The sequence below is a fragment of the Streptomyces sp. NBC_00080 genome (assembly GCF_045041255.1).
Taxonomy (GTDB): Bacteria; Actinomycetota; Actinomycetes; order Streptomycetales; family Streptomycetaceae; genus Streptomyces; species Streptomyces coriariae.
The window spans coordinates 2,594,698-2,616,570 of sequence record NZ_CP108235.1 but is presented as its reverse complement, the minus strand read 5'-3'; the positions used below and the strand labels follow the sequence as shown (position 1 = coordinate 2,616,570).

General features: G+C 69.6%; 20 protein-coding genes. 12 read left to right on the top strand and 8 right to left on the bottom strand.

The genetic code is table 11. The features are described 5' to 3' along the window. Window positions 1–251 precede the first annotated feature (251 nt). Both OHU34_RS11400 and OHU34_RS11395 read left to right on the top strand, forming a co-directional pair. Window positions 252–1,790: an RNA polymerase sigma factor gene (locus OHU34_RS11400; protein ID WP_405766166.1), complete on the top strand. Its 1,539-nt coding sequence runs from the start codon at window positions 252–254 to the stop codon at window positions 1,788–1,790. Window positions 1,791–1,924: 134 nt separating this feature from the next. Further along, window positions 1,925–2,791: a serine protease gene (locus tag OHU34_RS11395; RefSeq protein WP_405766163.1), complete on the top strand. Its 867-nt coding sequence runs from the start codon at window positions 1,925–1,927 to the stop codon at window positions 2,789–2,791. A 118-nt stretch (window positions 2,792–2,909) separates the two neighbouring features. Here OHU34_RS11395 and OHU34_RS11390 read toward each other — a convergent pair whose 3' ends face one another. Further along, window positions 2,910–3,140 (bottom strand): hypothetical protein, encoded by a 231-nt coding sequence (locus OHU34_RS11390; RefSeq protein WP_020125094.1) that lies wholly within the window; start codon window positions 3,138–3,140, stop codon window positions 2,910–2,912. Between the two features lie 445 nt (window positions 3,141–3,585). On the opposite strand from OHU34_RS11390, the gene OHU34_RS11385 reads away from it, so the two are divergent. The 6 genes from OHU34_RS11385 to OHU34_RS11360 all read left to right on the top strand — a co-directional run bounded on the left by OHU34_RS11385 (window position 3,586) and on the right by OHU34_RS11360 (window position 10,582). After that, window positions 3,586–5,706: a type IIA DNA topoisomerase subunit B gene (locus tag OHU34_RS11385; protein WP_230194439.1), complete on the top strand. Its 2,121-nt coding sequence runs from the start codon at window positions 3,586–3,588 to the stop codon at window positions 5,704–5,706. Between the two features lie 278 nt (window positions 5,707–5,984). Further along, the gene (locus tag OHU34_RS11380) at window positions 5,985–6,509 is read left to right on the top strand and encodes a DUF1453 domain-containing protein (protein ID WP_405766161.1); all 525 of its coding nucleotides are present in this window, start codon (window positions 5,985–5,987) and stop codon (window positions 6,507–6,509) included. Then, window positions 6,506–7,657 carry a sensor histidine kinase gene (locus OHU34_RS11375; RefSeq protein ID WP_142266529.1) on the top strand — a complete coding sequence of 384 codons (1,152 nt, stop codon included), beginning with the start codon at window positions 6,506–6,508 and terminating at the stop codon, window positions 7,655–7,657. Before OHU34_RS11380 ends, OHU34_RS11375 begins: the two co-directional genes overlap by 4 nt. Next, on the top strand, window positions 7,654–8,337 hold the full coding sequence (locus OHU34_RS11370; RefSeq protein WP_405766158.1) for a response regulator: 684 nt from the start codon (window positions 7,654–7,656) through the stop codon (window positions 8,335–8,337). Before OHU34_RS11375 ends, OHU34_RS11370 begins: the two co-directional genes overlap by 4 nt. Before the next feature lie 80 nt (window positions 8,338–8,417). Then, on the top strand, window positions 8,418–8,993 hold the full coding sequence (locus OHU34_RS11365; RefSeq protein ID WP_405766155.1) for a DUF485 domain-containing protein: 576 nt from the start codon (window positions 8,418–8,420) through the stop codon (window positions 8,991–8,993). Continuing rightward, window positions 8,990–10,582: a cation acetate symporter gene (locus tag OHU34_RS11360; RefSeq protein WP_405766152.1), complete on the top strand. Its 1,593-nt coding sequence runs from the start codon at window positions 8,990–8,992 to the stop codon at window positions 10,580–10,582. Before OHU34_RS11365 ends, OHU34_RS11360 begins: the two co-directional genes overlap by 4 nt. A gap of 45 nt (window positions 10,583–10,627) precedes the next feature. Here the strand turns inward: OHU34_RS11360 and OHU34_RS11355 are convergent, their stop codons facing one another. Next, a complete protein-coding gene (locus OHU34_RS11355) occupies window positions 10,628–11,320 on the bottom strand; it encodes a response regulator (RefSeq protein WP_020125101.1) in 693 nt (230 codons plus the stop codon). A gap of 161 nt (window positions 11,321–11,481) precedes the next feature. Here OHU34_RS11355 and OHU34_RS11350 point away from each other — a divergent pair, with 161 nt between their 5' ends. The 3 genes from OHU34_RS11350 to OHU34_RS11340 all read left to right on the top strand — a co-directional run bounded on the left by OHU34_RS11350 (window position 11,482) and on the right by OHU34_RS11340 (window position 14,345). Continuing rightward, window positions 11,482–12,297 (top strand): ABC transporter ATP-binding protein, encoded by an 816-nt coding sequence (locus OHU34_RS11350; RefSeq protein ID WP_020125102.1) that lies wholly within the window; start codon window positions 11,482–11,484, stop codon window positions 12,295–12,297. Then, complete coding sequence (locus tag OHU34_RS11345; RefSeq protein ID WP_020125103.1) at window positions 12,287–13,150, top strand: ABC transporter permease; 864 nt, start codon at window positions 12,287–12,289, stop codon at window positions 13,148–13,150. The genes OHU34_RS11350 and OHU34_RS11345 overlap by 11 nt, the downstream gene beginning before the upstream one ends. A 133-nt stretch (window positions 13,151–13,283) precedes the next feature. Beyond that, window positions 13,284–14,345, top strand: coding sequence for an ABC transporter substrate-binding protein (locus tag OHU34_RS11340; RefSeq protein ID WP_142266535.1), 1,062 nt, complete (start codon window positions 13,284–13,286; stop codon window positions 14,343–14,345). 79 nt (window positions 14,346–14,424) lie between these two features. Here the strand turns inward: OHU34_RS11340 and OHU34_RS11335 are convergent, their stop codons facing one another. The 4 genes from OHU34_RS11335 to OHU34_RS11320 all read right to left on the bottom strand — a co-directional run bounded on the left by OHU34_RS11335 (window position 14,425) and on the right by OHU34_RS11320 (window position 19,307). Further along, window positions 14,425–15,105, bottom strand: coding sequence for a response regulator (locus tag OHU34_RS11335; RefSeq protein WP_267021145.1), 681 nt, complete (start codon window positions 15,103–15,105; stop codon window positions 14,425–14,427). Then, window positions 15,102–16,772: an ATP-binding protein gene (locus tag OHU34_RS11330; RefSeq protein ID WP_405766149.1), complete on the bottom strand. Its 1,671-nt coding sequence runs from the start codon at window positions 16,770–16,772 to the stop codon at window positions 15,102–15,104. Before OHU34_RS11330 ends, OHU34_RS11335 begins: the two co-directional genes overlap by 4 nt. A 129-nt stretch (window positions 16,773–16,901) precedes the next feature. Beyond that, complete coding sequence (locus tag OHU34_RS11325; protein WP_142266538.1) at window positions 16,902–17,843, bottom strand: sucrase ferredoxin; 942 nt, start codon at window positions 17,841–17,843, stop codon at window positions 16,902–16,904. A 207-nt stretch (window positions 17,844–18,050) separates the two neighbouring features. Beyond that, a complete protein-coding gene (locus tag OHU34_RS11320) occupies window positions 18,051–19,307 on the bottom strand; it encodes a citrate/2-methylcitrate synthase (protein ID WP_230194434.1) in 1,257 nt (418 codons plus the stop codon). Between the two features lie 98 nt (window positions 19,308–19,405). On the opposite strand from OHU34_RS11320, the gene OHU34_RS11315 reads away from it, so the two are divergent. Further along, window positions 19,406–20,575, top strand: coding sequence for a citrate synthase/methylcitrate synthase (locus OHU34_RS11315; RefSeq protein ID WP_405766145.1), 1,170 nt, complete (start codon window positions 19,406–19,408; stop codon window positions 20,573–20,575). 87 nt (window positions 20,576–20,662) lie between these two features. On the opposite strand, the gene OHU34_RS11310 is transcribed toward OHU34_RS11315, so the two are convergent. Together OHU34_RS11310 and OHU34_RS11305 are read right to left on the bottom strand one after the other, a co-directional pair. Further along, window positions 20,663–20,902 carry a hypothetical protein gene (locus OHU34_RS11310; protein ID WP_230194432.1) on the bottom strand — a complete coding sequence of 80 codons (240 nt, stop codon included), beginning with the start codon at window positions 20,900–20,902 and terminating at the stop codon, window positions 20,663–20,665. A gap of 265 nt (window positions 20,903–21,167) precedes the next feature. Beyond that, window positions 21,168–21,725, bottom strand: a complete 558-nt coding sequence (locus tag OHU34_RS11305; RefSeq protein ID WP_142266541.1) for a DUF6082 family protein — start codon at window positions 21,723–21,725, stop codon at window positions 21,168–21,170. Window positions 21,726–21,873: the final 148 nt, after the last annotated feature.

Here is a 21,873-nt window from a genome sequence, read left to right as displayed (position 1 = left end):
TGTCCGCGTCTGACCGTTTTTGAACGCTTACGGGGTGTGACTCGGGCCACGAAGATTGGGCGTAACGCTTGTGGAAACAACGCGATGACCTAAGAGGTGACCGCCGCGGAGGGAATACGGACGCCGTTCAAGGCGCTGTGAATCCTCCCGGCCCCCGCCCGCGCCGTCGGCCCACCCCCAGGCCGGTGGTCGGCTCCTGTCCGTCACGGACGGGGCCGGAAGCCGTTTTCCAACGTTCCGAGAGGTTGTTCGTGTCGGCCAGCACATCCCGTACGCTCCCGCCTGAGATCGCCGAGTCCGTCTCTGTCATGGCGCTCATTGAGCGGGGAAAGGCTGAGGGGCAGATCGCCGGCGACGATGTGCGTCGGGCCTTCGAAGCTGACCAGATTCCGGCCACTCAGTGGAAGAACGTACTGCGCAGCCTCAACCAGATCCTCGAGGAAGAGGGTGTGACGCTGATGGTCAGTGCCGCGGAGCCCAAGCGCACCCGAAAGAGCGTCGCAGCGAAGAGTCCGGCCAAGCGCACCGCCACCAAGACGGTCGCGGCGAAGGCGGTGACCACGAGGAAGGCCACTGCCACGGCCGCCCCGGCCACCCCGGCCGTTCCTGCTGTGGACGATTCCGCAGACGAAGCCGCCCCCGCCAAGAAGGCGGCTGCCAAGAAGACGACCGCCAAGAAGGCGGTCGCGAAGAAGACCGTCGCCAAGAAGACGGCGGCCAAGAAGACCGCAGGCAAGGACGACGCCGAGGTTGCCGAGGACGAGGTCCTCGAGGACGCCAAGCCCGGCGAAGAGGAAGAGGAGGGGACCGAGAACAAGGGTTTCGTCCTCTCCGACGACGACGAGGACGACGCGCCCGCCCAGCAGGTCGCCGTGGCCGGTGCCACCGCCGACCCGGTGAAGGACTACCTCAAGCAGATCGGCAAGGTCCCGCTGCTCAACGCCGAGCAGGAGGTCGAGCTCGCCAAGCGCATCGAGGCCGGGCTGTTCGCCGAGGACAAGCTGGCCAACGCCGACAAGCTCGCCCCGAAGCTCAAGCGCGAGCTGGAGATCATCGCCGAGGACGGCCGACGCGCCAAGAACCACCTCCTGGAGGCCAACCTCCGTCTGGTGGTCTCCCTGGCCAAGCGCTACACCGGCCGCGGCATGCTCTTCCTGGACCTCATCCAGGAGGGCAACCTCGGTCTGATCCGCGCGGTCGAGAAGTTCGACTACACCAAGGGCTACAAGTTCTCCACGTACGCCACCTGGTGGATCCGTCAGGCGATCACCCGCGCCATGGCCGACCAGGCCCGCACCATCCGTATCCCGGTGCACATGGTCGAGGTCATCAACAAGCTCGCGCGCGTGCAGCGCCAGATGCTCCAGGACCTGGGCCGCGAGCCCACCCCGGAGGAGCTGGCCAAGGAACTCGACATGACCCCGGAGAAGGTCATCGAGGTCCAGAAGTACGGCCGTGAGCCCATCTCGCTGCACACCCCGCTGGGTGAGGACGGTGACAGCGAGTTCGGTGACCTCATCGAGGACTCCGAGGCCGTGGTCCCGGCCGACGCGGTCAGCTTCACGCTCCTCCAGGAGCAGCTGCACTCCGTCCTCGACACCCTGTCCGAGCGCGAGGCGGGCGTCGTCTCCATGCGGTTCGGTCTCACCGACGGTCAGCCGAAGACCCTCGACGAGATCGGCAAGGTGTACGGCGTGACGCGCGAGCGCATCCGCCAGATCGAGTCCAAGACCATGTCCAAGCTGCGCCACCCGTCCCGTTCGCAGGTGCTGCGCGACTACCTCGACTAGGTCGTAGCCGTACGAAGCCGAAGGCCCGGTCTCCCGCGAGGGGGCCGGGCCTTCGGCTTGGGCGCGAGGGTGCGGGCTGCCGCGCTCTGGATGACTCTGGGTGTCCATCAGTCACTCCAGAGTGAGGAGCGCGCATGCGTCGTCCCCTTGTCCGGGCCTTGGCCCGGCCGTTGATCCTGGCGGCCGCGGCGGTGGCCATACCCATGGGCTCCGCCGCCCCGGCAGCCTCCGACGGTGTTGTCGTGGGCGGCTACCCGGTCGATGTCTCCGAGAGCCCGTGGACGGTCGCGCTGTCCAGTCGTGACCGGTTCGGAGGTATGCGCTCCGGGCAGTTCTGCGGAGGCGTGGCGGTCGGACCCTCCACCGTGCTCACTGCGGCCCACTGCATGGGCGAGGACGTCCTGGGAGCACCGCCGGGGCAGCTGGCCGACCTGAAGGTCGTTGCGGGCCGCACAGACCTGTACAGGGACACCGGACAGGAGGTCTCCGTGCGTGGCGTCTGGGTGAATCCGGGCTACGACGGTGTCAGCAACGCCGGCGACTTCGCCGTGCTCACCCTCGCCCAGCCGCTTCCGGCGGCGGCGGTCATCCCCATGGCCGCCGAGGGTGATCCGGCGTACGAGGCCGGCACGGAGGCCGTGGTCTACGGCTGGGGCGACAGCACCGGCTTCGGTGCGTACGCCCACAGTCTGCGAGCGGCTCGTGTGCATGTGCTGTCCGACGCGTCCTGCGAGCGGGCCTACCCGGGCACCTCGGACGGCACCTACGACGCGCGGAGCATGGTGTGCGCCGGGGAGGAGCGGGGCGGCCGGGATGCCTGCCAGGGGGACAGCGGCGGGCCGCTGGTCGCACAGGGTCGACTCATCGGGCTCGTGTCGTGGGGAAGCGGTTGTGGACGGCCGGGAAATCCCGGTGTCTACACGCGGGTGTCCGACGCCGTGAAGACGCTCGGCTGGTTGCGGGCGCTCGGGGGCCCCACAAGGCTCCCTGAGGGCGCCTGAGCGAGCCCCGCCCTCGTGGCCGGTCTTCGAGTCACGAGAGCGGGCGGCCGCCCCTGAAGCAGGGGCGGCCGCCCGTATACCGGCCTGTGCCGGTCATGGCTCGTCGTGGACGCGCAGATCAGCGCTCTTCTTCCGGGGTAGAGGCCGGAACGGTCGTCAGCCGCTCTGTCTCGTCCTGTATCTCAGCGGCGATCTTCTTGAGTTCCGGCTCGAACTTGCGGCCGTGGTGGGCGCAGAAGAGCAGTTCTCCGCCGCTGAGCAGCACGACGCGTACGTACGCCTGGGCGCCGCAGCGGTCGCAGCGGTCCGCGGCTGTCAGCGGGCTCGCGGGGGTCAGAACAGTAGTCACGTCGCCTCTTCTCTAGCTCGACGAGCTGTCGTACCAGGGTCAACATCCAACCAGCCCCAAAACGTTCCCGCTCGTGGCTTGTCCTCGAAAAAATCTTTCCGAGGTGGCCGTCTGCTGCCGGTTTGGCGGCGAATGTGCCGTATTGCGTGGTCTGTAGTGCTTACGGTTTCGCGCTGTCGGTCATGGTTCGATCCTCCCGGCTGGGTTGCCGGTTTGTTCATGAGGACGTGCCCGGAGCCTAAATGGTTCATGCCCCGAAGGGAACGTGATATGTACTTCACTCAATCGAGGGATCGAACAAGTATGCGACGCTGGACTAGTCTGCGTTTCAGACGAGGGTGGCGTTACAACGGCTCTACCAGGCCTCGGTACCCTCTTGGCGGCAACCCAAGCCGCGCCCTTACCCAGAAGGGCCCCAAGTGAAATTCAGCGAGGAGCGAACCGCGTGACCGCCGAAACGTCCGTGCCGTCCACAGCGCTGCTGGCAGGAGCAGACCGGGACGGTTCCAACTACACCGCGCGGCACCTGCTCGTCCTCGAGGGGCTAGAGGCCGTGCGGAAGCGCCCGGGTATGTACATCGGCTCGACCGACAGCCGTGGTCTGATGCACTGCCTGTGGGAAATCATCGACAACTCCGTCGACGAGGCCCTGGGCGGCTATTGCGACCACATCGAGGTGATCCTCCACGACGACGCCTCGGTCGAGGTCCGTGACAACGGCCGTGGCATCCCGGTCGACGTCGAGCCCAAGACGGGTCTGTCCGGCGTCGAGGTCGTCATGACCAAGCTGCACGCCGGCGGCAAGTTCGGCGGCGGCTCCTACGCCGCCTCCGGCGGTCTGCACGGCGTCGGAGCCTCCGTGGTCAACGCTCTGTCCGCCCGCCTCGACGTCGAGGTGGACCGAGGCGGCCACACGCACGCGATCAGCTTCCGCCGCGGTGTTCCGGGCGCCTTCGCCGCGGACGGCCCCGACTCCAAGTTCGAGACGGGCGGCCTGCGGAAGATCAAGAGGGTCGCCAAGAACCGGACCGGCACGCGCGTGCGCTACTGGGCCGACCGCCAGATCTTCCTCAAGGACGCCAAGCTCTCCCTCGAGAACCTCCATCAGCGCGCCCGCCAGACCGCCTTCCTGGTGCCCGGCCTGACCATCGTCGTCCGCGACGAGTACGGCCTCGGCCAGGGCGGCAGCAAGGGCGAGGAGTCCTTCCGTTTCGACGGTGGCATCAGCGAGTTCTGCGAGTACCTGGCCACCGACAAGCCCGTCTGCGACGTCCTCCGCTTCACCGGACAGGGCACCTTCAAGGAGACCGTCCCGGTCCTGGACGAGCACGGGCAGATGACTCCGACGGAGGTCACCCGTGAGCTCGGCGTCGACGTGGCGCTGCGCTGGGGCACGGGCTACGACGTCAACCTCAAGTCGTTCGTCAACATCATCGCCACGCCCAAGGGCGGCACTCATGTCGCGGGCTTCGAGCAGGCGGTCGCCAAGACGATGAACGAGGTGCTGCGCGCCAAGAAGCTGCTGCGCGTCGCCGAGGACGACATCGTGAAGGACGACGCTCTGGAGGGACTGACCGCCGTCGTCACGGTGCGTCTCGCCGAGCCCCAGTTCGAGGGCCAGACCAAGGAGGTCCTCGGCACCTCGGCGGCCCGGCGTATCGTGAACACCGTGATCGCCAGGGAACTCAAGGCGTTCCTGACCTCCGCCAAGCGCGATGCCGCAGCTCAGGCGCGGGTCGTCATGGAGAAGGCGGTCGCCGCCGCACGCACGCGTATCGCGGCCCGGCAGCACAAGGACGCGCAGCGCCGCAAGACGGCTCTGGAGTCCTCGTCCCTGCCCGCCAAGCTCGCCGACTGCCGCAGCGACGACGTCGAGCGCAGCGAGCTGTTCATCGTCGAGGGAGACTCCGCGCTCGGTACGGCCAAGCTCGCCCGGAACTCCGAGTTCCAGGCACTGCTGCCGATCCGGGGCAAGATCCTCAACGTCCAGAAGTCGTCCGTCACCGACATGCTCAAGAACGCCGAGTGCGGCGCGATCATCCAGGTCATAGGAGCGGGCTCCGGGCGCACCTTCGACATCGACGCGGCCCGCTACGGCAAGATCATCATGATGACCGACGCCGATGTGGACGGCTCCCACATCCGGACGCTGCTCCTGACGCTGTTCCACCGCTACATGCGGCCCATGGTCGAGGCCGGGCGGGTCTTCGCCGCGGTCCCGCCCCTGCACCGCATCGAGCTCATCCAGCCCAAGAAGGGCCAGGACAAGTACGTGTACACGTACTCGGACCGCGAGCTGCGCGACAAGCTGATGGAGTTCCAGAGCAAGAACATCCGGTACAAGGACTCCATCCAGCGCTACAAGGGTCTCGGTGAGATGGACGCCGACCAGCTGGCCGAGACGACGATGGACCCGCGCCACCGCACCCTGCGCCGCATCAACCTCTCCGACCTGGAGGCGGCCGAGCAGGTGTTCGATCTGCTCATGGGCAATGACGTGGCACCGCGCAAGGAGTTCATCTCCAGCTCGGCGGCGACGCTGGACCGGTCCCGTATCGACGCGTAGGCGCCGCGTTCGGTCCGGCCGGGTCGCAGGTGGATCCGGCCGGATCCCGTACGGGTCCGTTCGTTCTCGGGCAGGTCCGGCTTGGTCTCGTGCACGTCAGGCCGGTTGCCGGGCAGGCCCGGCTGAGGGTTCTCCACCCGTGGGTGGAGAAGCCCGGTTTCCGGAGATCCACCCATGATCCACCCTCGCTCCGATCTGTGGACCGGCCCGTTTCCGTAGCGTCGAAGGCGTCGGCAGCTCTCGCTGCCGGCCTCCCCTTCCCGCTCACGGAGGCTGTGATGTCCGGGCTCGTCAACGCACTGGTGATCGTGGCGGTGGCCGCACTGGTGATCGCGCGGCAGTTCCGCGCAAGCCGCATCGACACGGACCGGCGATGGTGGCTCCTGCCGGGAATCCTGGCCGTCGTGGCGCTGCGCGAACCCGATCTGCTCGGTACCCGTCACCACACCGAATCGGCACTGGTACTCGGCGCCGAACTGATCGTCGCCCTGGTCATGGGAGCCGCATGGGCCTGGACCACCCGCATCTGGATGGAGCCGGACGGCGCCGTGTGGAGCAAGAGCACCAAAGCGAGCGTGGCCGTGTGGGGAGCCGGCATCGGTCTGCGGCTGGGCCTCTTCGGGGTCGGCGCCCTGTTGGGCATCCACCAGGACAGTGCGGCCCTGATGCTGGGACTCGCGGTCACCTTGCTGGTCCGCTCCGGGATCCTGATCTGGCGCGTGCGGTCTCTGGACCAGGCTCCCGCCTGCACCACGGCGTACGGTGACCCCGTGCCCCTGTTCCCGTGGAAGGAGCGCGTGTGACGGGCAACGTCTGGACACGCTGGCCCTCACGGGAGGCGCTGGGCCCCAGAGGGGTATCGCGCCCCAGGAGGCTGCTGGCCTGGGCCGTAAGGCTGCTGGTCGTGGGCGCCCTGGTGTGGAGCGCCCTCCACGACAGCCGCATCCAGGGGTGGGTCGCGGTCGCCGGCGTCGGCGGCGTTCTTGTGGCAGGTGGCCTGGCGTGGGCCTTGTTCCGGACCACGCTCGAGCACCGGCTGTGGCCGTCCTTGGCCCTTCTCCTCCTGCTCCTGGGGCTGGCGGCCGGCGCCGAGGCCGCGGACTTCCGCTCCCCGGCCGCGGTCCTGTGGTGCGGTTGCGCCATCGCGGCACTCGAACGACTTCCTCTGGGCGCGGCGCTGCCGGCGGCCTCGGTCGCGTTCGCCGCCTTCGCCGTGGTCAACGACGACTCGGGGATGACCTCGGCCACCGCCGTCGCGGGCATGGCCCTCGCCGGATACGCACTGCGTCTCGACGCCGAAGCCAGAGGCACCACACAGCGACTGCTCACCCAGGAGCGGGCCGCGCGCGCGGCCGAGGCCGAGTCGGCCGCACTCGCCGAGCGGGCCCGTATCGCCCGGGAGATCCACGACGTCCTGGCCCACAGTCTCTCGGCGCAGCTCGTGCACCTGGAGGCGGCCCGGCTGCTGATCGAGCGGGGCGCGGACCGCGAGCAGATTCTCGACCGCGTGGTGGCGGCACGGGGGATGGCCCGCGACGGCCTCGAGGAGACCAGGCAGTCGCTCTCCGCGTTGCGCGGTGAACTGACGCCGCTGGAGGACTTCCTGACGGATCTCGTCCGCACCTCCGACGGTGCCGAGGTCACCGTGGGCGGTGAGCGCAGACCACTGCCGGTCGAGGCGTCGCAGGCCGTGCGCCGGGTCGCTCAGGAAGCCTTGACGAACGCTCGCAAGCACGCACCGGGTGCCAAGGTCCGTGTCCGGCTGGAGTACGGCCGGCAGGAAGTGACCCTGGACGTGCGGGACTCGGGCGGTTCGCCGGGCGAACTCGCCGAGGCCGGCGGCGGGTACGGTCTGCTGGGTATGCGGGAGCGCGCCGAACTGCTGGGTGGTTCGCTCGCTGCCGGGCCGGACGAGGAAGGATTCGTGGTGACGCTGAAGGTGCCGGTATGACGGAGGAGGCGGCGAGGAAGCCCGCCACGGTGGTGGTCGCGGACGACCAGACGGTCGTCCGGGAAGGCATCGTGATGCTGCTCGGGCTGCTGCCGGGAGTCGAGGTCGTGGGCGCCGCCGGAGACGGGGAGGAGGCCGTGCGGCTCGTCGCCGAACTCGCTCCCGACGTGGTGCTGATGGACCTGCGCATGCCTCGCTGTGACGGAGTGGAGGCGACCCGGCGCATCCGGTCCGAGTATCCCGGGACACAGGTCGTGGTCCTCACGACCTACGCGGACGACGAATCCCTCTTCCCGGCGCTGAAGGCAGGCGCACGGGGGTACCTCACCAAGGACGCGGGCGGGGACGAGATCGTACGGGCCGTGCACAGCGTGCTGTCCGGGGATGCGGGGCTGTCGCCCAGTGTCCAGCGAAGGCTGCTGGAGCGCCTGTCGGCGCCCGAACCGGAACCGGCTGCGCCCGCTGTCGTCCCCGACGGGCTCACTACGCGCGAGGCGGAGGTGCTGGTGCTGATCGCCGAGGGGCTCAGCAATCAGGAGATCGCGCGCCGGCTGAGCGTGTCCACCGCGACGGTGAAGACGCACATCAACAACATGTTCTCCAAGACGGGACTCAAGGACCGGGCCCAGGCGGTGCGTTACGCGTACGGGAAGGGGCTGGTCCGGCCGCCCGCGGGGTGAACGGCGCGTTGGTCACCTGATGGGGTGAAGTGTTCGGGGAACAATAGTCGGGGATCTTCCCGTTCTGTCCATCCTTGGGCATGCAGCCAAGCAACGGTCGTGCCCGCGCCGACGGGGACGGTCCCGATAGCGGTGCCCCCACACCACACGCGTACGAGCAACATCAGAGCCAGGGCCAGGCGTACGCCGAGGTGCCAGGGGATGTGCGCTACGAAGACCCGTGGTACGACGCGCTCGCCTCGGGCTGGGGCGAGTCGGCCATCATGGGGACGCCAGGACCCGAGGTTCCCGCGGCACGTCGGCGGGAGACCGGAACCGCGGCGGCGGCTCAGATCTACCTCGAGGTGCAGCACAGCGCGGCCTTTCAGGAGGTACGCAGCCGGTACCGGCGATTCGTGGTGCCCGCCGCCGCCGGGTTCTTCCTCTGGTACGTGGCGTACGTGGTCACCGCGACGACCGCGCCAGGACTCATGGCGCGGCCGGTGGCGGGCGCGGTGAACGTGGCACTGCTCGCCGGGCTGGGGCAGTTCCTCAGCACGTTCCTGCTCACCTGGGCCTACGCCCGGCACGCGCGGCTGCGTCGGGACCGTGCCGCGCTCGAACTGCGCTGGGACACACAGGAGCTGACCCGGGGAGCAAAGGGCGGTGCGTCGTGACCGGCAACCACCAGGCGCTGGCGTTGTTGCTGTTCAGCGCCTTCGTCGCGGTCACGTTGGGGATCACGACCTGGGTGAGCCGCGACCGCCATGGTTCGGAGGAGGAGTTCTACGTCGGCGGGCGTCTGTTCTCCCCGATGGAGAATGGTTTTGCCATCGCGGGTGACTACATGTCCGCCGCCTCCTTCCTGGGTGTCACCGGGCTCATCGCGCTGTTCGGGTACGACGGGCTGCTGTATGTGGTCGGCTTCCTCGTGGCCTGGCTGGTGGTGCTGTTCCTCGTCGCCGAACTGGTGCGCAACTGCGGGCGGTTCACGCTCGCCGATGTGGTCGCCGCGCGGATGAGCGAGCGGCCGGTGCGGATCGCGGCGGGAACCTCCTCGGTCACCGTGTCCGTGCTCTATCTGGTGGCCCAGATGGTGGGCGCCGGCAGCCTGGTCGCGCTGCTCCTCGGGAACACCGGGGAGGCGGCCCAGTCCTGGGCCGTCATCGGGGTGGGTGCGCTCATGGTGATCTACGTGTCGCTGGGAGGGATGCGGGCGACGACGTGGATCCAGATCGTCAAGGCGGTTCTGCTGTTGGCCGGCACCGTCGCGCTCACCGTCCTCGTCCTGGTGCGCTTCCACGGTGACTTCGACCAGTTGCTGCGCACGGCGGCCGCGCGCAGTGGGCACGGTGACGCGTTCCTGGCACCCGGGCTGAAGTACGGCGGGGACTGGACCGCGCGTTTCGACTTCATGAGCCTGGGGCTCGCTCTGGTGCTGGGCACGGCGGGACTGCCGCACATCCTGTCCCGCTTCTACACCGTGCCGACCGCGCAGGCCGCCCGTCGCTCCGTCGTCTGGGCGATCGGGCTGATCGGCGGCTTCTATCTGATGACGATCGTCCTCGGCTTCGGTGCGGCGGCGATCGTCGGCCCGGAGGCGGTGCGCGGCTCGAACGCGGCGGGGAACACGGCGGTTCCGCTTCTGGCACTCGATCTGGGCGGCGGCGCCGACTCCACCGGCGGAGCGGTGCTGTTCGCGGTCGTGGGAGCCATCGCCTTCGCCACGATCCTCGCCGTCGTCGCCGGAATCACGCTCGCCTCCTCCGCGTCGGTGGCGCACGACCTGTATGCCTCCCTGCGCCGACGGCAGGCCAAACCCCGCAGCGAGGTCGCGGTGGCGCGGGTCGCCGCCGTGGGCGTCGGCGTGGTCGCGATCGCGCTCGGCCTGCTGGCCCGCGATCTCAACGTCGCCTTCCTGGTCGGGCTCGCCTTCGCCGTCGCGGCGTCCGCGAACCTGCCGGTCCTGATGTACTCGCTGTTCTGGCGGGGCTTCACCACGCGGGGCGCCGTGTGGGCGGTGTACGGCGGGCTCGTGCCGGCCCTGGCGCTCGTCGTGCTGTCCCCGGTGGTCTCCGGCAGCCCCGAGTCGCTCTTCCCGACCGTGGACTTCCAGTACTTCCCGCTGCAGAACCCCGGCCTGGTCTCGATTCCGCTGGGCTTCCTGGCGGGCTGGCTCGGTACGGTGACCTCGGCCGAGGTCGCGGACGAGGCCAAGCACGCGGAGACCGAGGTGCGGTCACTGACCGGGGCGGGAGCCGCGTGACGGGCGACGCCTCACCGCCGTGCCGCTTCGGAGCCCTGGCGCGCGTTACGGCGCCACCCAGGCGTACCGGTGCTCCGGGCGGCCCGTGTCGCCGTACTTGAGGGAGAGATGCAGGCGTCCGGCCTGTTCCAGGTGGCGGAGGTAGCGCTGGGCGGTGGAGCGGCTCAGGCCGGTCTCGGCGGCGACCTCGTGGGCCGACAGAGGGTGGTTCGCGCGGTGCAGAACGTCGCAGATCAGGTCCGTGGTCGGTTCCGAGTGGCCGCTCGGCAGGCCGGGCGAGGACGGCGCGGGCCCGGTGCGCAGGGCGCCGAAGATCCGGTCGACCTGCTCCTGGCCGGCGATCCCGTGCCCACCGACCCGGTCCACCGTGCGGCGCAGGGCGGCGTACGAGTCTAGGCGGGTGCGCAGAGCGGCGAAGGTGAACGGTTTGACCAGGTAGTGCAGGGCGCCCAGGCGCATCGCGGTCTGGACCGTCGTGACGTCACCGGCCGCCGTGATCATGATGACGTCGGTGCCATGGCCCTGCTCACGCATGCGGTGGATGAGCTGGAGGCCGGTCTGGTCGGGCAGGTAGTGGTCGAGCAGCACCAGGTCGATGGTTCCGCGCTCGATGGTTCCCAGCGCCTGGGCGGCACTGTGCGCGCGGGCGGCCACCCGGAAACCGGGAACCTTTCCCACGTACTTGGCGTTGATCTCGGCGACACGGAAGTCGTCGTCCACCACCAGGACGTCAATCATCGGGCCTCTCTCCGTCAAGGCCAGGCGGGCGTTGAGCCCGTGTTTCGGCTTCGCTGTTCTAGCGCGAGCAAAACGAGCACAACAGGCTACTGCAGGCAAAAGAAGCGCATGCGCCCAGAAGGCTGATGCCGCGTCCCGGGTCGCCTCTACCGTCCCCGGCCATGAGCGCACACACCAGCCCCGCCATCGAGCTGCGGGGCGCGAGCAAGGTCTTCAGGACCCCGTCGGGGGCCCCGCACACCGCCCTGCGGGAACTCGACCTCACGGTCGGGCGTGGCGAGTTCGTGGCCGTCGTCGGCCCGACCGGCTGCGGCAAGTCGACCACGCTGACCCTGGTCAGCGGTCTGGAAGAGCCCACCCAGGGCGAGGTGATGGTCGCCGGGCAGCCCGTGCGTGGCGTCGGTGACAAGGTCGGCTTCGTCTTCCAGCAGGACGCCACCTTTCCCTGGCGTACGGTCCTGTCCAACGTCATGGCCGGGCCCCGCTTTCGCGGTGTGCCCAAGGCGGAGGCGAAACGGAAGGCACGCGAGTGGCTGGCCCGGGTCGGGCTCACCGCCTTCGAGGACCGCTACCCGCATCAGCTCTCCGGCGGTCAGCGCAAGCGCGTGGCCCTCGCCGCGACCTTCGTGAACGATCCCGAGATCCTCCTCATGGACGAGCCGTTCTCGGCGCTCGACGTGCAGACCAGGGCACTGATGTCGGACGAGCTCCTCGAGCTGTGGGAGGGCACGGGCGCGTCCGTCGTCTTCGTCACCCACGACCTGGAGGAGTCCATCGCGCTGGCCGACAAGGTCGTCGTGATGACCGCCGGCCCCGCCACCGTGAAGCAGGTCTTCGACATCGACCTGCCGAGGCCGCGCAAGGTCGAGTCGGTGCGGCTGGAGCCGCGGTTCATCGAGATCTACCGCGAGATCTGGGAATCCCTCGGCGAAGAGGTCCGCATCACCCGCGAGAGAGGTGCCGCCCATGTCGCCTGAAGTTCTCAGCACCCCGGTCGTCGACACGGTCAAGGTGCCGGACCGCGCCCGCTCACGCGCGCGTGCCGCTCGCAGACGCAAGGCCGTGGTGACGGCGTCGCGTGTCCTGCTGCTGGTGGCCGTGCTCGCCCTGTGGGAGGCGTTCTCCCGGGCCAAGGTCATCGATCCCTTCAACTTCTCGATGCCTTCCAAGATCTGGGACCAGATCTGGACCTGGGTGACGCACGGGACCGCGCTCGGCTCTCTGGGCGAGCAGATCTGGTACACGCTCTACGAGGCCCTGCTCGGCTGGGTCATCGGTGTGGTCGCCGGTGTCGTGTGCGGCATCGCACTGGGGCGGATCACCTTCCTCGCCGACATCCTTGGTCCATACATCAAGGTGCTCAACTCCATACCCAGGATCGTGCTGGCCCCGATCTTCGTGATCTGGTTCGGCCTCGGCCCGGCCTCCAAGGTCGCCTCGGCCGTCGTCCTGGTGTTCTTCCCGGTCTTCTTCAACGCCTTCCAGGGCGCCCGCGAGGTGGACCGCAACCTCGTCGCCAACGCCCGCATCCTCGGCGCGAGCGACCGCAGGGTGACGCTCCAGGTGGTCGTCCCGTCCGCCACCTCCTGGATCTTCACCAGCCTCCATGTGAGCTTCGGCTTCGCCCTGATCGGCGCCATCGTCGGTGAGTACATCGGGGCGACCAAGGGGATCGGACTGCTCGTCGCGCAGTCGCAGGGCACGTTCAACGCGGCGGGTGTGTACGCCGCGATGGTCATCCTCGCCGTCGTCGCACTCGTCGCGGAGGGGCTGCTGACCTTCGCCGAGCGCCGCATCTTCCGGTGGAAGCCGTCGGGCTCCGACAGCTGACCCGTCGTTCGACGATCCACCGATGAGCCGTTCCCGCGAAAGGGCCCTCGGGACCTTCCTCGGACACTTCCTCGCACTCCCCTCACTGCTGCCCCACCCCCGCATCGCCCTCTCACAAGGACGTGAACCCGCCATGCGCACAACCGCCAGATACACGGCCCTGGCCGCCGCCGGCCTGCTCGCCCTCTCCTCGCTCACCGCCTGTGCCAACGACGCGGCGAGCACCGCGTCCACGGGCTCCGGTGGCAAGGGAGACGGCAAGGGCACCAAGGTCAAGATCATGGTCGGTGGCCTGGACAAGGTCATCTACCTGCCCGCCATGCTCACCCAGCGTCTGGGCTACTTCGACGCCGAGGGGCTGGACGTCGAGATGCTGAGCGAGCCGGCCGGTGTCCAGGCCGAGACGGCGCTCGTCTCGGGCCAGGTGCAGGGAGCCGTCGGCTTCTACGACCACACCCTCGACCTGCAGGTGAAGGGCAAGGAGGTGGAGTCCGTCGTGCAGTTCTCGCACGCGCCCGGCGAGGTGGAGATCGTCTCCACCAAGGCGGAGGGTGACATCACCTCGCCCGAGGACTTCAAGGGCAAGAAACTCGGCGTCACGGGCCTCGGCTCCTCGACCGACTTCCTCACCAAGTACCTCGCGGTCAAGAACGGCGTGAAGGTCAGCGAGTTCACCCCCGTCGCCGTTGGCGCGGGGCCGACCTTCATCGCCGCGCTCCAGCAGGGCGCCATCGACGGCGGTATGACGACCGACCCGACCGTGGCGACGATCCTCGACAAGAAGGCCGGCAAGGTCCTGCTCGACATGCGCACCCCGCAGGGCTCCGAGGACGCGCTCGGCGGGCCGTATCCCTCGTCAAGCCTGTACATGCAGACGGACTGGGTCAACAGTCACAAGGACACCGTCCAGAAGTTGGCCAATGCATTCGTCAAGACGCTCAAGTGGATGTCCACCCACAGCGCGGCCGAGATCGCCGAGAAGATGCCGACGGACTACTCCCAAGGGAACAAGCTGCTGTACTCGGTGGCCATCAAGAACACGCTGCCGATGTTCACCAAGGACGGCGTGATGCCCAAGAACGGCCCCGAGACCGTCGAAAAGGTCCTCAAGGCCTTCAACCCCAACATCCAGAACGCCGACGTGGACCTGAGCAAGACCTACACGACCGAGTTCGTCGAGAAGGCGGTGGGCTGACGGTCGAGCAGGGGGCGGGCCGGGATCCGTATCCCAGGAGGGCCACGGTTCCTTCCCCCGCCCCCTGGGACCGTGCCCTTCAGGCGCGGGTCGCCCACACGTAACGGTGTTCCGGGCGGCCCGCGTCGCCGTACTTCAGGGTCAGCCGGGCCCGCCCCGTGCGCTCCAGGAGCTTCAGGTAGCGCTGGGCGGTCTGGCGGCTCACCCCGGTCCGGTCGGCGATCTCCTGGGCCGACAGGGGCCCTTCGGCGTTCATCAGGGACTGGCGTACGAGTTCGGCGGTGGTGGGGGAGTGACCCTTGGGCAGACCGGGCTCCGAGGAGGCCGACAGCGCGCCGAAGATGCGGTCGACGTCGGCCTGTTCGGCCTCCCCGCCGCCGTCGAGCGTCCGGCGCAGCTCGGCGTACGCCTCCAGCTTGGCGCGCAGACCCGCGAAGGCGAACGGCTTCACCAGGTACTGAAGGGCACCCTGGCGCATGGCCGCCTGCACCGTCGTGACGTCCCGCGCGGCGGTCACCATGATCACGTCGGTCTGATGGCCGCGCCGGCGCATCTCCTGGACGACCTCGAGGCCCGTCTCGTCGGGCAGGTAGTGGTCCAGCAGGACGAGGTCCAGACGGGGCAGCAGCTCCAGCTGACGGAGCGCGTCGGCCGCGCTGTGGGCCTCGCCGGCGACGTGGAAGCCCGGGACCTTCCCGACGTAGGCGGAGTTGACCTGGGCGACCCGGGTGTCGTCGTCCACGACCAGGACCTCGATCATCGCGACTCCTCCTCGGCAGTGCTCTTCGCCGGTGCCGCCAGCGCGGGTTGCAGATCGGGCTCCGTGAGTGCCTCGGGCAGGACGACGGTGAACTCGGCGCCCCCACCGTCCGCTTCGTCCACACAGGCGTGGCCGCCCTGCCGCTCGGCGAGCCTGCGCACCAGGGAGAGCCCGATCCCACGCTTGCCGTGCGCCGGGGGCTTCTTCGTGGACCAGCCCTCGGTGAAGATCAACTCGCGCTGCTCGGCCGGGATACCGGGGCCGGTGTCGCGCACCCGCAGGACCGCGGTACGGCCCTCCGTGCGCAGTTCGACCTCCACGCGCGCGTGCGGCTTGCCCGCGACTGCGTCGAGCGCGTTGTCCACGAGGTTGCCCACGACCGTGACCAGCCCGCGCGGGTCGATCAGGCTGTCGGGCAGCCGCGTGCGGTCGGAGACCCACAGGGCGACACCGCGCTCGGCCGCGACGGTCGCCTTGCCGACCAGCAGGGCGGCGAGCAGCGGGTCCTCGATCTTCTCGGTCACCTGCTCCGCGGTCGCCCGGTGATCGCCGACCACCTCCCCGACGAAGTCCACCGCGTCGTCGTACATCTCCAGTTCGAGCAGCCCCAGCAGCGTGTGCATGCGGTTGGCGTGCTCGTGGTCCTGGGCGCGCAGCGCGTCGATGAGGCCGTGCGTCGAGTCGAGTTCGCGCCCGAGCTGCTCCAGCTCGGTGCGGTCGCGCAGGGTGGCCACGGCGCCGCCGTCGTCGGTGGGCATGCGGTTGACGACCAGGACGCGCTGCCCGCGGACGGCGATCAGGTCCGTACCGGTCACCCGGCCCGCCAGGACATCGGCCGTACGTCCTTCGCCGAGCGCTTCGTCGGGCGAAGCGCCCACCTCCTCCTCCCCGATACCGAGGAGGCGCTGGGCCTCGTCGTTGAGCAGCCGGACGCGGCCGGCGCGGTCCAGGGCGACGACGCCTTCCCGGATGCCGTGCAGCATCGCCTCACGCTCGGCGAGCAGCGCCGAGATGTCCGAGAAGGCCAGGTCGCGGGTCTGTCGCTGGACCCGCCGGGAGATCAGCCAGGCGGCCAGCGCGCCCACGGCGAGGGCTCCGCCCGCGTAGGCGAACAGTCCGGGGATCGCATGGATCAGGCGGGCGCGCACGCTGTCGTACTCGATACCGACCGAGACCGCGCCGATGATCTTGTCGTCGCCGTCGCGCAGGGGCACCTTGCCGCGGGCCGAGCGGCCCAGGGTGCCGCTGTCGATCTCCATGACGTCCTTGCCCGCCAGGGCCTGGCTCGGGTCCGTCGACACATGGCCACCGACCTGCTTGGGGTCGGCGTGCGACCAGCGGGTGCCGTTCAGGTCCATCACCACGACGTACTCCGCGCCGCTGGCCTTGCGGATCCGCTCGGCCTCACGTTGCACCGGTCCGTCGACCGACGGCTGCGTGCTCCGGAGGTCCTCGGCGATCTGCGGCACAGCCGCGGTCGTCTGCGCGATGGCGAGGGCACGGCGCATCGCCTGGTCGTCCAGCTGATCGCTGAGCGGAGCGAGGAACAGCCCGGTCGCGAGCACCACGACTCCCGCGGCGATCGTCAGCTGCATGAGCAGGACCTGCGAGAACATGCGCCGGGGCATTCCGAGGCGCAGGCGGCGGGCGGGGGGAGTGGGGCTCATACCCAAGACGGTACGTGGGTGGACCGGCGCAGCCGTAGGGCTGGGTGGTGTGGATCTCTTGACCGACTCAAGAGGAAACGATTCCTTCGCGCCCGCGCCGGGTGCGGCCGCACGACGTCCGGAGGCGTGTCAGCCCACCAGGGCCGTTCCGGCCAGCTCGTGTACCGCCACCACGTCCATCCGTGCAGGTGAACCGAGGACCGAGGCGCCGCAGCTCTCCGGCCGGGCCGGCAGTGAGGCGCCCTGGTCGACGACGACCTGCCAGTGGCGTCCGTCCCGGTGCGCGACGGTCACCTCCCAGCGCGGCGCGCCGCCCGTGGTCCGGACGACGCTGAGCGCCTGCGCCGCGTCCTCTCCGGTCGCCGAGCGCACCGCCAGTTCCGCCGCCTGGCCGGGCCGCTCCCAGGCCGAACACCCGCGGCACCCGTCCACGACGATCCGGCCGTCCTGGACGCCGTGCAGGACCTCCTTGACGGCATGGGCCTCGGCGCGGCCGTACGCGTACCCGTACGGCAGGACGAGCAGGGTGGGGGAGAAGCGATGACCCCCCAGATGGGTGACCTCCCAGGCGCCCCGCACCCCCGAGGCGGCGAGCTCGGCGGCCAGCGGACGGCCGAGGAGCGCGCAGCAGCGGTCACGCTTGCCGTTGGTGCAGACGAGGGCGAGCGGGTCGCCCGTGTGGGGCCCTCCCCGCAGCGCGGTGTCGAAGGTGCGGTGGTCGCCCCTGCCGAGCGCGGCGAAGTCGAGGTCCAGCAGCTGCCGCGGATCGTGGGTGGTGGCGCTGCGCAGCCACACACTTCCGGGGACGGTGTGGGCCGCGTACACCTGGCGCAGGGGCGCTGCGCCGAAATCCGCGTGGCGCCCGGGGCGGCGGATGAGCGCGACGCGTACGCCCGTGTTCCGCGCGGCGGCATCCAGGGCGCGGCCCAGGGCCGGGTCCAGGTGGCTCGACACCAGCGCTTTGGCACCCCAGGGGCCGGGCTGTTCCAGGAGGAGCCAGGTCGTTGCCGTGGCCGCGGTTCCGGAAATGGGCTCGTCGAGATCCCGCGAGACGGTTGCGCACGTACTCACAGAGGTGAGCCTAACCTGACTTCCCGGAGCGCGACTTCCGGACGGTGCATCTGCTCGGCCGTGCGGGTACGCGTGCGCGTGCGGCCGAGGGACGGGGCAGCCTGGCCCGCCCGGGCGTCGCCCCTGGTCGCAGTGGTGCCGACCGCCCGAGTGGCGTGGCGCCCGGAACGGTGACGCGGGCCCGCTCACGACGGCTTCCGCGTTTTCCTACTCCGGCAGCGGCTGGGGCGGTTTCGGCCCCACGTAGTGTCCGCTCGGACGCATCCGCAGGGGACGCTCGCCGTACTCCTCCAGGGCGTGGGCGATCCAGCCCGCCGTACGGGCGACGGCGAAGATCGTCTCGCTGGCCGAGGACTCCATTCCGCAGGACGCGGTGAGGACGGCGAGCGCCAGGTCCACGTTGGCGTGCAGCGGTGCGTGGCGCGCGGTCGTGGCCACGATGTCCCGGGCCGCGGCGAGGGCCGGCCCGGCAGCGGGAATCTCCTCCAAGAGCGCGAACAGGGCACGCGCGCGGGGGTCCTCGCCGGGGTAGAGCCGGTGACCGAGACCCGGAATGCGGCGGCCCGCGCGCAGCTCCTCGGCGATCACCGGGGCTGCACTGCCGATGTCCAGCACCTCGAGCAGCATGCGGTGGGCCAGGCCCCCGGCCGCGCCGTGCAGCGGCCCCTCGAGCACTCCGAGCCCGGCGGAGACGGCCGCGTAGGCGTGCGCACGGGCCGAGGCGGCGACGCGCACCGCGAGCGTCGAGGCGGCCAGGTCGTGGTCGACGAGCAGACCGAGCGCCGTGTCGAGGACGCGCAGCTGCGCCTTCTCGGCGGGCCGTCCGCTGAGTCGGCACCACAGGCGCAGGGCGAGCGGGCCTTCGTCACGGTGCGTGGGCAGCTTCGGGGGCAGGGCGGCGACGAGGGTGGGGATCAGGATGCGGGCGGTGCCGAGCACGGCGTCCTCGGACAGGTCGAACCGCAGCGGGTCCGCGGCCGCGGCTGCGACGGCGGCGACCCGCAACCGGTCGGTGGGCCCGGTGTGTTCGGGCAGCGCCTCGACGACGCGTCGGGCGGCCTCGACGGATGCCTCGGGCGCGGCGAAGGTGACGCCGGGCCGCAGCCGACCGGTCCACAGCCACTCCGCGACCTCTTCGTAGGAGTACCGGGAGGCCAGTTCGACCGCGTCGACGCCCCGGAAGTAGTAGCGGTCCTGGTCGATCAAGGTGACGCGCGTACGTACGGACAGTTCCGCCCCGGAGCCCGGACTCCCGCTGCTCTCCCGCTTGTTGCGCCGCGCGAGCGCCTCGACCTCCTTGGCGTCGAAGGTGCTGCCGCGGCCCCCGGGCGTGCGCCGGCTGCTCAGCTGGCCACGACTGACGTACGCGTACACGGTCTCGGGTTTCACGCCGAGCAGCTCGGCGGCCTCCTTGGTGCTCAGCCGTCGTTCGAGGGGGCCTGGTCCGGGTTCGTGAGCGCGCATATGGGTCACCGTATCCACAAGACACATGTATTGATTCAATCAATATTGACAGAGTTCGAGTCAAGCATGGACAGTCGAATCAAGTTCAGGGAGGAAACATGTCCGTCAACCTGTCATCAGCCTCAACCATGGACGTGCCGCGAGGGCTCGCGGGTGTCGTCGTCGCCGAGACGGAGGTCGGCGACGTCCGAGGCCGTGAGGGCTTCTACCACTACCGCCAGTACTCGGCCGTGGACCTCGCGCGCACCCGTCGCTTCGAGGACGTCTGGCACCTCCTGGTCCACGGCGAACTGCCGGACGGGCGACGGAGCGCCGCCTTCGCCGCCGAGACCGCGGCGCTGCGGGGCCTCCCCGAGGGGGTGGCCGCCGCCCTGCCCGCCCTTGCGGCAGCGGCCGGTGCGGATGCGAACCCGCTGGCCGGGATGCGGACGGCCCTGTCTCTGCTGGGCGCGGCGAAAGGCTTCCGGCCCGTGTACGACGTCGACGTGGACCGGCGCCGGGAGGACACGATCATCGCGGCCGCGGCCGTACCCACGCTGCTCACCGCGCTGTACCGGCTGGGGCACGGCCTCGCTCCCGTCGAGCCGCGCGAGGACCTGCCGTACGCGGCGAACTACCTCTACATGTTGACCGGAGTCGAGCCCGATCCGGAGCGGGCCCGGGCCGTCGAGCAATACTTGATCTCCACCATTGATCACGGCTTCAACGCATCAACCTTCACGGCCAGGGTCATCGCCTCGACCGGCGCGGATGTGGCGGCGTGCCTCGTGGGGGCGGTGGGCGCCCTGTCGGGGCCGCTGCACGGTGGCGCGCCCAGCCGGGCCCTGGACACTCTGGACGCGATCGGCACTCCCGATCGCATCGATCCCTGGATCAGGGAGCGGGTCCTCGTCGGCGAGCGCATCATGGGCTTCGGTCACGCCGTCTACCGCACGGAGGACCCGCGTTCGCGCATGCTCCGCGAGATCGCCCGGCGATTCGGAGGCCCGCGCGTCGAGTTCGCCGTGGAGGTGGAGCGGCGCGTCGAGGCGATCCTCGCCGAGCTGAAGCCCGGCCGGGAGCTGCACACGAACGTGGAGTTCTACGCAGGCGTGGTCATGGAGCTCTGCGGACTGCCCCGCGAGATGTTCACCCCGACGTTCGCGGCGGCACGGGTGGTGGGCTGGAGCGCCAACATCCTGGAGCAGGCGGAGGACTCGAAGATCATCCGTCCGGTCGCGCGGTATGTGGGCCCGGGGGCGCCGGTCGAGGTGCCCGCGGTGGCCTGAAACGCGCCCCGAGGGCACCCGTACGCGAGGAAGGCCCGGCATCGCGGGCGGGCCGGCCGGGCCATCCTCTCGAACTCTCGAAAGAGCCTAAAGGTCCGGAATATCAGCCTTCGCGCGAATCAGGGTCTCGCGGGTGATGACGACAATTCTCTCGTGGTCACCGCGTGAGGCATCGGACGGGAGATCCGGGTCCAGTGAATCCGTGGCATCCGTGCCGATAACGGCGAAATTACCATCGGCAAGTTCGAAAATATCGGGGCAATTGGCTCCGCTCACGCTTCCCCGAGCGCGCGGAGATGCACCGATCCGACGGATGATCTGACTCACTGTTGCTTCCTTGGGTCCGTTGGTTTGCGCACGACGACTGCGCGGTGCAAGACGGGCCCTGTGGGGTCGCTCGTCATCCGGCGGCGTAGGCGACGGTCTGGTGGGGTCCTCTACGCGATCAAGCGCGAGTCAACTCCCTGACGCCCCACCTAACTCCCGACTTGACCTTTTCGTAATGGGCCGAGGGTGTGATTCCGCAGGAGGGGGTGCGAGCCCCGGAGTGTGAGCCCTCGGCTGCCGGAGTGCGCCGACGGGCGGTGGAAGTTCACGAGTTCGGCGGCTCGCCCACCACCCACCATTCGTCGGCGTCCGACTCCTCGAGTTGCGTCAGGAGTTCGTCCACCATACGGCCGAGTTCTGCTTCGTCCGAACCATCGGCAATGGTCGCCCGCTGGTGTCTTGTCGCGTACCAGTACTCCCGTACCACAGGGTTCTGAAGAATGCCTCGAATGTACCCGAAGAACTCCTCGCGGGAGATGTTGCCTATCCGGTAGTAAAACAGCGCGTTCGTGTAGAGAGCGTTGGCGTAGAGGTACTGGCGCCGCTGCTTGGTGGAAACGGGCGCTTCGAAGAGGTCCAGCACTTCCGCCAGTTCGGGGTCGTCGATGGCTTTGCTCAGCAATTCCCAGTGCAGGCGCTGCTGGTTGGCCAGATTGGTGTGCTGCTGGGAGTGGGCGGTCCGTTCCAGATGTTCCAGCCGTACCCGCAGTGTCTCCAGCGCATGGCGTTGTGCCGCCATGGTGACGAGGGCGCCCGCGGCCATGCCGGCCGCCGCCGCGGCGACTGCACCGAGTCCGCGGACCCCAAACCTCTGTGTGGCCATGTCAAAAACCCCCGATCGGGCGGCCGTGCGCCGGTCGTCGGGGTGCGGGTGGACGTGACGGGGACCGGCGAGCGGTGGGCGGCGCTTGCCGTCTCCCAGAGTGCCGAGCGGCTCTGATCGGCGGGGGAGGCGGAGGGGAGGCGCACGG

Coding starts and splice junctions, on each gene's coding strand:
- OHU34_RS11395 (WP_405766163.1), top strand. CDS start 1,925: ATGCGTCGTCCCCTTGTCCGGGCCTTGGCCCGGCCGTTGATCCTGGCG.
- OHU34_RS11380 (WP_405766161.1), top strand. CDS start 5,985: ATGTCCGGGCTCGTCAACGCACTGGTGATCGTGGCGGTGGCCGCACTG.
- OHU34_RS11370 (WP_405766158.1), top strand. CDS start 7,654: ATGACGGAGGAGGCGGCGAGGAAGCCCGCCACGGTGGTGGTCGCGGAC.
- OHU34_RS11365 (WP_405766155.1), top strand. CDS start 8,418: ATGCAGCCAAGCAACGGTCGTGCCCGCGCCGACGGGGACGGTCCCGAT.
- OHU34_RS11355 (WP_020125101.1), bottom strand. CDS start 11,320: ATGATTGACGTCCTGGTGGTGGACGACGACTTCCGTGTCGCCGAGATC.
- OHU34_RS11350 (WP_020125102.1), top strand. CDS start 11,482: ATGAGCGCACACACCAGCCCCGCCATCGAGCTGCGGGGCGCGAGCAAG.
- OHU34_RS11345 (WP_020125103.1), top strand. CDS start 12,287: ATGTCGCCTGAAGTTCTCAGCACCCCGGTCGTCGACACGGTCAAGGTG.
- OHU34_RS11340 (WP_142266535.1), top strand. CDS start 13,284: ATGCGCACAACCGCCAGATACACGGCCCTGGCCGCCGCCGGCCTGCTC.
- OHU34_RS11335 (WP_267021145.1), bottom strand. CDS start 15,105: ATGATCGAGGTCCTGGTCGTGGACGACGACACCCGGGTCGCCCAGGTC.
- OHU34_RS11330 (WP_405766149.1), bottom strand. CDS start 16,772: ATGAGCCCCACTCCCCCCGCCCGCCGCCTGCGCCTCGGAATGCCCCGG.
- OHU34_RS11320 (WP_230194434.1), bottom strand. CDS start 19,307: ATGCGCGCTCACGAACCCGGACCAGGCCCCCTCGAACGACGGCTGAGC.
- OHU34_RS11315 (WP_405766145.1), top strand. CDS start 19,406: ATGTCCGTCAACCTGTCATCAGCCTCAACCATGGACGTGCCGCGAGGG.
- OHU34_RS11305 (WP_142266541.1), bottom strand. CDS start 21,725: ATGGCCACACAGAGGTTTGGGGTCCGCGGACTCGGTGCAGTCGCCGCG.